The sequence below is a fragment of the Streptomyces sp. NPDC086077 genome (assembly GCF_040686175.1).
In the GTDB taxonomy this organism is placed as follows: domain Bacteria; phylum Actinomycetota; class Actinomycetes; order Streptomycetales; family Streptomycetaceae; genus Streptomyces.
In genome coordinates this window covers 1-7,743 of the sequence record NZ_JBFBJT010000233.1, presented here as the reverse complement: position 1 = coordinate 7,743, position 7,743 = coordinate 1, and the positions used below count along the sequence as shown (strand labels likewise).

The window sequence follows — 7,743 nt, the reverse complement described above, 5'->3', positions numbered from 1 at the left end:
GCGGGGCCGATCACGCTGCCGGACTCCACACCGGCGTCCAGGCGGACGCCCGGGCCGGACGGCGCGGCGAAGGTGGTCACCGTGCCGGGGGCGGGCAGGAAGTTGCGGCCGGGGTCCTCGCCGTTGATGCGGAACTCGAAGGAGTGGCCGCGCAGCGGCGGGTCGTCGTAGCCGAGTGCCTCGCCGTCGGCGATGCGGAACATCTCGCGGACCAGGTCGATCCCGGCGACTTCCTCGGTGACGGGGTGTTCGACCTGGAGGCGGGTGTTGACCTCCAGGAAGGAGATCGTGCCGTCGAGGCCGACGAGGAACTCGACGGTGCCGGCGCCGACGTAGCCGGCTTCCTTGAGGATGGCCTTGGAGGCGGAGTACAGCTGGGTGACCTGGGCCGGCGACAGGAACGGTGCCGGGGCCTCCTCGACCAGTTTCTGGTGGCGGCGCTGGAGCGAGCAGTCGCGGGTGGAGACGACCACGACGTTGCCGTGGGTGTCGGCCAGGCACTGGGTCTCGACGTGGCGGGGCTTGTCGAGGTAGCGCTCGACGAAGCACTCGCCCCGGCCGAACGCGGCGACGGCCTCGCGGACCGCCGACTCGTACAGCTCGGGCACCTCCTCCAGCGTCCGGGCGACCTTCAGGCCGCGTCCGCCGCCACCGAAGGCGGCCTTGATCGCGATCGGCAGCCCGTGCTCCTCGGCGAAGGCGACGACCTCGTCGGCACCGCTGACCGGATCGGGTGTTCCCGCGACGAGCGGGGCGCCGGCGCGCTGGGCGATGTGCCGGGCCGCGACCTTGTCACCCAGGTCACGGATGGCCTGCGGCGGCGGCCCGATCCAGATCAGACCGGCATCCAGCACGGCCTGCGCGAACTCGGCGTTCTCCGACAGAAAGCCGTAGCCCGGATGGATGGCGTCCGCCCCCGACTCACGGGCGGCGTTCAGGACCTTCTCGATGTCGAGGTAGCTGGTGGCGGGGGTGTCACCACCCAGGGCGAACGCCTCATCCGCGGCGCGGACATGCAGAGCGTCGCGGTCCGGTTCGGCGTAGACGGCCACGCTCGCGATCCCGGCGTCCCGACAGGCCCGGGCCACGCGGACAGCGATTTCGCCACGGTTGGCGATGAGCACCTTGCGCACGATAGAGGCTCCCTCCTTGAAACAAGCCGAGTTTAGGGACTGCCGACACGGCACTTCGACCCGTCCCCAGTGGTGAGCTTGCCCACACGGAGCGTGATGCGAGGCTTGCTCGACCCGCGAAATCCCTTGTCGCAGCACGGTACGCAGGACTCCTTCGGGAAACCCTAGCCCTCTCATGTGGTCAAGGTCTCTGTGAGAGCGTGCCGCGCCCCACTCCGATTCTTTGTGGAGTCCCTACGAATGGCCCAATGATTCTTTGCCCGCGGCTGAACCCTTGTCCCGCGGTTTACCCGTTAGTAGCGTGCGCGATGTACTCGGACGTACTCGGGGTAACGGCCCCCTGTGGCGGTACGGCGTTCGAAAGTGGGTGGGGACCGGTGGTGCGCAGGCCGGTGGCGTGGATCGTGGCGCTCGTGCTCGTCGTCGAAGGATTCGGTATCGCGGCGCTTCAGTGGATCATGGGCATGGTGGTCGACAACCAGGACATGTCCCTGGCGGGGCTCGACCCGGACGTGATGTCCCTGTCCTCGAAGATCGGCGGCGTGGCCTTCGGGCTCTACTTCGCCCTGTGCGGCGTGATCGCCCTCCTGGTCGCCGTGCGTGACCGCGCCCCGGTCGGCCTCGGGCGTGTCCTGCTGATCAGCGCGGCCGTGGTGCACGGCGTGCTGGGGGCGGTCGCCTGGGGGCTGGTGGGCTCGGACGCGTTCCTGTTCTTGATGGTGGTGATGGGCCTCCTCGTGCTGCTCCTGATGACGTACGACGGCCAGGAGCGGCCCGCGTCCGGGAAGGCCGGCGACGGCGCGGACGGGACGGACGGCGCGGCGGAGTCCCCCGAGGGCGGTTCCCCGGTCGCCGACGCTCCGGTCAGCTCTCCACCGGCGCCCACAACTCCGTGATCCCCACCCCCAGTTCCGCCAGCAGGCGGCGCACGAGGGGCAGGCTGATCCCGATCACGTTGCCGTGGTCGCCGTCGATGCCGTCGATGAACGGCGCCGAGCGGCCGTCCAGGGTGAAGGCCCCGGCGACATGGAGGGGCTCGCCGGAGGCGACGTACGCGGCGATCTCCTCGTCGGTGGGGTCACCGAAACGGACGACGGTGGAGGCGGTGGCTGACGCGTAGCGCCCGCTCAGCGTGTCGTAGACGCAGTGGCCCGTCTGGAGCGTCCCGACCCGGCCGCGCATCGACTTCCAGCGCGCGGTGGCCTCCTCGGCGTCGGCCGGCTTGCCCAGCGCCTCGCCGTCCAGGTCGAGAACCGAGTCGCAGCCGATCACCAGGGCGCCCTTGACCTCGGGCCGGGCGGCGACGACGGAGGCCTTCGCCTCGGCGAGGGCGAGCGCAAGCTCGGCGGGCGTGGGCGCGGTCACGGCGTCCTCGTCGACGCCGCTCACGATCACCTCGGGGGCGAGTCCGGCCTGTCGCAGCAGCCCGAGCCGGGCGGGGGACTGGGAGGCGAGCACGAGTCGGCGGCGCGGCTGATCAGTCATGCGGCCAGCGTATCGGCGTACTCCGAACGGCTCATCCCAGGCCGATCACGATCATCGCGAGGACCATGGCCAGCGCCATGAGAACGCCCAGCCGCCGCAACATCTCCTGCATGTCGCGCAGTTCCTTCGGCGGTTCGTTCTCCGGGTCGGACCACAGCATGCCTTCGATCGTGGGTCGGCGATGCCGGGCGGCGCCTGAGTACGCGTACTCAACTTGAATAAACGGGTCTCTGGTTCCATTAGGCTAAGGGAACCGCAGCCCCGTTTGAGAGGTCGCGCCATGTTCACCACCGCCTGGACCGCCTCACCCCAGGTCCCCAGTGAAGGCTTCACCCCCAACTGGTCGCGCGAGGGCTTCTGGCGTCAGTCGCTGCGCCAGATCGTCCGGCTCACGGCGGGCGGCGGCCGGCTGCGCGTCCGACTGTCGAACGCCTACGGCACCTCACCCGTGCGGGTCGCGGGCGCGACGGTGGCGCGTACGGCCGCCGGTGCCGCCGTCGAGCCGGGCTCGATCCGCCGGCTCACCTTCGGGGGCGTGTACGACGCCGGGATACCGGCGCGCGGGCAGCTGCTGAGCGACGCTGTGGAACTGGCGGTGGGCGCGCGGGAGGCGGTCACCGTGACGCTGCACTTCGACGCGGTCACCGGCCCCGCGACCTTCCACGCCCAGGCCTTCACCGCAGCCCACCGGGGCACCGGCGACCTGCTCGAGGACGCCACGGGCGCGGGCTTCGACGCGGTGAGCGAGTCCTGGTACTTCCTCGCCGCCGTCGAGGTCGACGCCGGGCGCACCGACGGGATCGCCCTGTTCGGCGACTCGCTGACCGACGGCTTCGGCTCCACCCCCGGGAGCGACCGTCGCTGGTCCGACGCCCTCGCCCGGCGCACCGGACGGCCGGTGATCAACGCGGGGATCGGCGGAAACCTGCTGCTCAACGACTCCGCCTGGTACGGCGAGAGGGGTGTCCGACGGCTCCGGCGGGATGTCCTCGACCAGCCGGGCGTGGACACGCTGGTCGTGCTGCTGGGGGTGAACGACATCGGCTTCAGCGAGACGGACGAGCAGCCGACGTACCGGCCCGCTCCCGTGCTGGAGGCCGCGGAACTCGTCGCCGGGCACCGGGAGGTGATACGCCAGGCGAGAGGAGCCGGGCTACGGGTGGCCGGCGCGACCCTGGTGCCCTTCGGCGGCTCCGACCACTGGGGCGAGCGGGCGGCCAAGGTGAGCCATGAGCTCAACGAGTGGATCAGATGCTCGGGCGAGTACGACGCGGTGGTGGACCTGCACCGCGTCCTGGCCGACCCGGCGGACCCGGACCGGCTGCACCCGGCGTACGACTTCGGCGATCACCTGCACCCGGACGACGCGGGCTACGAGGTGATGGCCGAAGCCGTCGCGAACGCGCTTCAGGCCGGCCAGTAGGTGCGCGCCCACGCCGTGGGGCCCGCGGAGGGCACGTGCTGGGCGGCGAGGCGGGCCGGATCGGACCAGGAGTCCCGCGGGCGGGGCGCGCCGGGCGGCAGGGCCGACGCCGCCGCGGCGCGGGCGCGGACCACCGCCAGGGCGGCGGCCAGCTCCTCGGGGGTCGGATTGCCCCGTACGACCTTGATCGTCATTTCTGCTCCAGCAGCTCGGGGTCGTCTAGAGGGGGATGTTGCCGTGCTTCTTCGGAGGCAGGGATTCCCGCTTGGTGCGCAGTTGACGCAGACCGCGCACGATGTGGCTGCGGGTGTCCGACGGCATGATCACCGCGTCGACGTATCCCCGCTCGGCCGCGACGTAGGGGTTGAGGAGGGCGTCCTCGTACTCCTGGATGAGGCGGGCCCGGGTGCCCTCGACGTCGTCCGCCTCGGCGATGGTGCGGCGGTGCAGGATGTTGACGGCGCCCTGGGCGCCCATCACGGCGATCTGGGCGGTCGGCCAGGCCAGGTTGAGGTCGGCGCCCAGGTGCTTGGAGCCCATGACGTCGTACGCGCCGCCGAAGGCCTTGCGCGTGATGACGGTGATCAGCGGGACGGTGGCTTCCGCGTAGGCGAAGATCAGCTTGGCGCCGCGCCGGATGATGCCGTCGTGCTCCTGGTCGACGCCGGGCAGGAAGCCGGGGACGTCGACGAAGGTGATCACCGGGACGTTGAACGCGTCGCAGGTCCGCACGAACCGCGCCGCCTTCTCGCTGGCCGCGATGTCGAGGCAACCCGCGAACTGCATCGGCTGGTTGGCGACCAGGCCGACCGGACGGCCCTCCACGCGGCCGAAGCCGGTGATGATGTTCGGCGCGTACAGCGGCTGCGTCTCGAGGAACTCGGCGTCGTCCAACACGTGTTCGAGCACCGTGTGCATGTCGTACGGCTGGTTCGCGCTGTCCGGGACCAGCGTGTCCAGCTCGCGGTCCTCGTCGGTGAGGGCGAGGTCCGCCCCCTCCGGGAACGCCGGGGGCTCGCTGAGGTTGTTGGACGGCAGGTACGACAGCAACTGCTTGACGTACTCGATGGCGTCCTTCTCGTCGCCGGCCATGTGATGGGCCACGCCTGAGGCGGTGTTGTGGGTGCGGGCGCCACCCAGCTCCTCGAAGCCGACGTCCTCGCCGGTGACGGTCTTGATGACGTCCGGGCCGGTGATGAACATGTGCGAGGTCTGGTCGACCATGATCGTGAAGTCGGTGATGGCGGGCGAGTACACCGCGCCGCCCGCGCAGGGTCCGACGACCAGGCTGATCTGCGGGATCACGCCCGAGGCGTGGGTGTTGCGGCGGAAGATCTCGCCGTACGCCCCCAGGGAGGCCACGCCCTCCTGGATCCGGGCCCCACCGGAGTCGTTGATGCCGATCACCGGGCAGCCGGTCTTCAGCGCGAAGTCCATCACCTTGACGATCTTCTGCCCGTACACCTCGCCGAGCGCCCCGCCGAAGACGGTGAAGTCCTGCGAGAAGACGGCGACGGGACGGCCGTCGACGGTGCCGTACCCGGTCACCACGCCGTCGCCGTAGGGGCGGTTCTGCTCAAGGCCGAAGTTGGTGGAGCGGTGCCGGGCGAACTCGTCCAACTCCACGAAGGAGTCCTCGTCGAGCAACAGCGCGATCCGCTCACGCGCCGTCAGCTTGCCCTTCGCGTGCTGCTTCTCGACGGCGCGAGCGGAGCCGGCGTGCGTCGCTTCCTCGATACGGCGCTGGAGATCCGCGAGCTTGCCCGCGGTCGTGTGGATGTCGATCTCGTGACGCTCTTGACGCTCTTCCGGCTCGGACATCGGGATGCGGCTCCCTGCCTGCTCAAAAGGGGGGACGGTTACTCATCCGTAGCGTAGTGGGGTGCCCATCGATCGGCAGTGCGGCGTTTACCACACCTAGGGTGGCTTGCATGACGCCCCGAGATGCCTCAGACCCGAGCAACCGCTGGACCGATCTGGACCGGCCGCCCCTGAACGCCGCGGCCCTGCGCAAGGCACTCGTGCGCGAGGACGGCCTGTGGTCCGAGGTGCACGTGGTGCAGCGGACCGGCTCAACCAACTCCGACCTGGTGGCCAGGGCCGCAGAGGGCAGGGCCGCGGAGGGGGCGGTGCTGATCGCCGAGGAGCAGACCGCGGCGCGGGGCCGACTGGACCGCCGGTGGACCGCTCCGCCACGCTCCGGGCTGTTCTTCTCCGTGCTGCTGCGCCCGACGGAGATCCCGGTGGCCCGCTGGGGCTGGCTGCCGCTGCTCACCGGCGTGGCCGTGGCCACGGGCCTGTCCCGGGCGGCCGGGGTCGACACGGCACTCAAGTGGCCCAACGACCTGCTGGTCACGGTCGACGGCGAGGAGCGCAAGGCCGGCGGCATCCTCGCCGAGCGGGCGGCGGACGACGGCGTGGTCATCGGCGTGGGCCTCAACGTCACGCTGCGCGAGAAGGAGCTGCCGGTGCCGACGGCGGGCTCGCTGGCGCTGGCCGGGGCGGTGAACACGGACCGGGACCCGCTGCTGAGGGCCGTGCTGCGGTCGCTGGAGGAGTGGTACCGGCGGTGGCGGACCGCCGGGGGCGACCCGGTGACCAGTGGCTTGCAGGAGACGTATGCCGCCGGGTGCGCGACGCTGGGGAGGGTGGTCCGCGCCGAACTGCCGGGAGACCGGTCGATCATCGGAGAGGCGGTCGCGGTGGACGGGGACGGACGGCTGGTGCTGGCGACGGAGGAGGGCATGCAGGAGCCGGTCGGCGCCGGTGACATCGTGCATTTGAGGGGGGTATGACCGCAGTGCCGGGAGGAGTGACCTGGGGCACAGCTGACGTAAAGTTGGGGCCGGTCGATACCTGACCGCGGCAGATCGGAAGGGCAGCAGGCGTGACCGTCGACGACACGGGCTCCGGCACGGACCCGCAGGGCGCCGACTCCGGCGAGGACCCGCTCGCCCTGCGGCTCGAAGGGCTCATCCTGGGCGCCGAGCGGCGCTACACACCGTTCCAGGCGGCTCGCAGCGCGGGTGTCTCCATGGAGCTGGCCTCCCGCTTCTGGCGCGCCATGGGCTTCGCCGACATAGGCCAGGCCAAGGCGCTCACCGAGGCGGACGTCCTGGCGCTGCGGCGCCTGGCCGGTCTGGTCGAGGCGGGACTGCTCAGCGAGGCGATGGCCGTGCAGGTCGCCCGCTCCACCGGACAGACCACGGCCCGGCTCGCCGAGTGGCAGATCGACTCCTTCCTCGAGGGCCTGACGGAGCCGCCCGAGCCCGGCATGACCCGCACCGAGGTGACCTACCCCCTGGTCGAGCTGCTCCTGCCGGAGCTGGAGGAGTTCCTCGTCTACGTCTGGCGGCGCCAGCTCGCCGCCGCGACCGGACGGGTCGTGCAGGCGGGGGACGACGAGGAGATGGTGGACCGGCGGCTGGCCGTCGGCTTCGCCGACCTGGTCGGGTTCACACGGCTGACCCGTCGCCTGGAGGAGGAGGAACTCGGCGAACTTGTCGAGGCCTTCGAGACCACGGCGGCCGACCTGGTGGCCGCGCGGGGCGGCCGGCTGATCAAGACGCTGGGCGACGAGGTCCTGTACGCCGCGGACGACTCGGGTGTCGCCGCCGAGATCGCGCTGCGGCTCATCGAGACCCTGGCGAACGACGAGACGATGCCCGAGCTGCGGGTCGGCATCGCCTTCGGCACGGTGAC

The 7,743-nt window shown here is 71.1% G+C and carries 9 protein-coding genes; 4 read left to right on the top strand and 5 right to left on the bottom strand.

Annotation, left to right across the window (positions count from 1 at the left end):
- The coding region (locus AB0O67_RS35480) for a biotin carboxylase N-terminal domain-containing protein (protein WP_365459622.1) at positions 1–1,133 on the bottom strand (1,133 nt) is incomplete at its 3' end.
- Positions 1,134–1,510: 377 nt separating this feature from the next.
- Here AB0O67_RS35480 and AB0O67_RS35475 point away from each other — a divergent pair.
- Positions 1,511–2,029 carry a hypothetical protein gene (locus AB0O67_RS35475; RefSeq protein WP_365459619.1) on the top strand — a complete coding sequence of 173 codons (519 nt, stop codon included), beginning with the start codon at positions 1,511–1,513 and terminating at the stop codon, positions 2,027–2,029.
- Here the strand turns inward: AB0O67_RS35475 and AB0O67_RS35470 are convergent.
- The gene (locus AB0O67_RS35470) at positions 1,998–2,618 is read right to left on the bottom strand and encodes a nucleoside triphosphate pyrophosphatase (RefSeq protein ID WP_365459616.1); all 621 of its coding nucleotides are present in this window, start codon (positions 2,616–2,618) and stop codon (positions 1,998–2,000) included. The two genes, AB0O67_RS35475 and AB0O67_RS35470, sit on opposite strands and share 32 nt — an antisense overlap.
- Positions 2,619–2,649: 31 nt before the next feature.
- On the bottom strand, positions 2,650–2,778 hold the full coding sequence (locus tag AB0O67_RS35465) for a hypothetical protein (RefSeq protein ID WP_351849390.1): 129 nt from the start codon (positions 2,776–2,778) through the stop codon (positions 2,650–2,652).
- Positions 2,779–2,898: 120 nt separating this feature from the next.
- Between AB0O67_RS35465 and AB0O67_RS35460 the strand changes: the two genes are divergently transcribed.
- Positions 2,899–4,041: an SGNH/GDSL hydrolase family protein gene (locus AB0O67_RS35460; RefSeq protein ID WP_365459613.1), complete on the top strand. Its 1,143-nt coding sequence runs from the start codon at positions 2,899–2,901 to the stop codon at positions 4,039–4,041.
- On the opposite strand, the gene AB0O67_RS35455 is transcribed toward AB0O67_RS35460, so the two are convergent.
- Positions 4,026–4,235, bottom strand: a complete 210-nt coding sequence (locus tag AB0O67_RS35455) for an acyl-CoA carboxylase epsilon subunit (RefSeq protein ID WP_365459610.1) — start codon at positions 4,233–4,235, stop codon at positions 4,026–4,028. The genes AB0O67_RS35460 and AB0O67_RS35455 overlap by 16 nt on opposite strands.
- A 25-nt stretch (positions 4,236–4,260) precedes the next feature.
- On the bottom strand, positions 4,261–5,862 hold the full coding sequence (locus AB0O67_RS35450; protein WP_365459607.1) for an acyl-CoA carboxylase subunit beta: 1,602 nt from the start codon (positions 5,860–5,862) through the stop codon (positions 4,261–4,263).
- A gap of 110 nt (positions 5,863–5,972) precedes the next feature.
- Between AB0O67_RS35450 and AB0O67_RS35445 the strand changes: the two genes are divergently transcribed.
- The gene (locus AB0O67_RS35445; protein ID WP_365459604.1) at positions 5,973–6,836 is read left to right on the top strand and encodes a biotin--[acetyl-CoA-carboxylase] ligase; all 864 of its coding nucleotides are present in this window, start codon (positions 5,973–5,975) and stop codon (positions 6,834–6,836) included.
- Between the two features lie 92 nt (positions 6,837–6,928).
- A partial coding sequence (locus AB0O67_RS35440; protein WP_365459601.1) for an adenylate cyclase regulatory domain-containing protein occupies positions 6,929–7,743 on the top strand: 815 nt, incomplete at its 3' end.

Bases quoted from the DNA above. Each gene is read 5' to 3' on its own strand.
- AB0O67_RS35470 (WP_365459616.1), bottom strand. From the start codon at position 2,618: ATGACTGATCAGCCGCGCCGCCGACTCGTGCTCGCCTCCCAGTCCCCC.
- AB0O67_RS35465 (WP_351849390.1), bottom strand. From the start codon at position 2,778: ATGCTGTGGTCCGACCCGGAGAACGAACCGCCGAAGGAACTGCGCGAC.
- AB0O67_RS35460 (WP_365459613.1), top strand. From the start codon at position 2,899: ATGTTCACCACCGCCTGGACCGCCTCACCCCAGGTCCCCAGTGAAGGC.
- AB0O67_RS35455 (WP_365459610.1), bottom strand. From the start codon at position 4,235: ATGACGATCAAGGTCGTACGGGGCAATCCGACCCCCGAGGAGCTGGCC.
- AB0O67_RS35450 (WP_365459607.1), bottom strand. From the start codon at position 5,862: ATGTCCGAGCCGGAAGAGCGTCAAGAGCGTCACGAGATCGACATCCAC.
- AB0O67_RS35445 (WP_365459604.1), top strand. From the start codon at position 5,973: ATGACGCCCCGAGATGCCTCAGACCCGAGCAACCGCTGGACCGATCTG.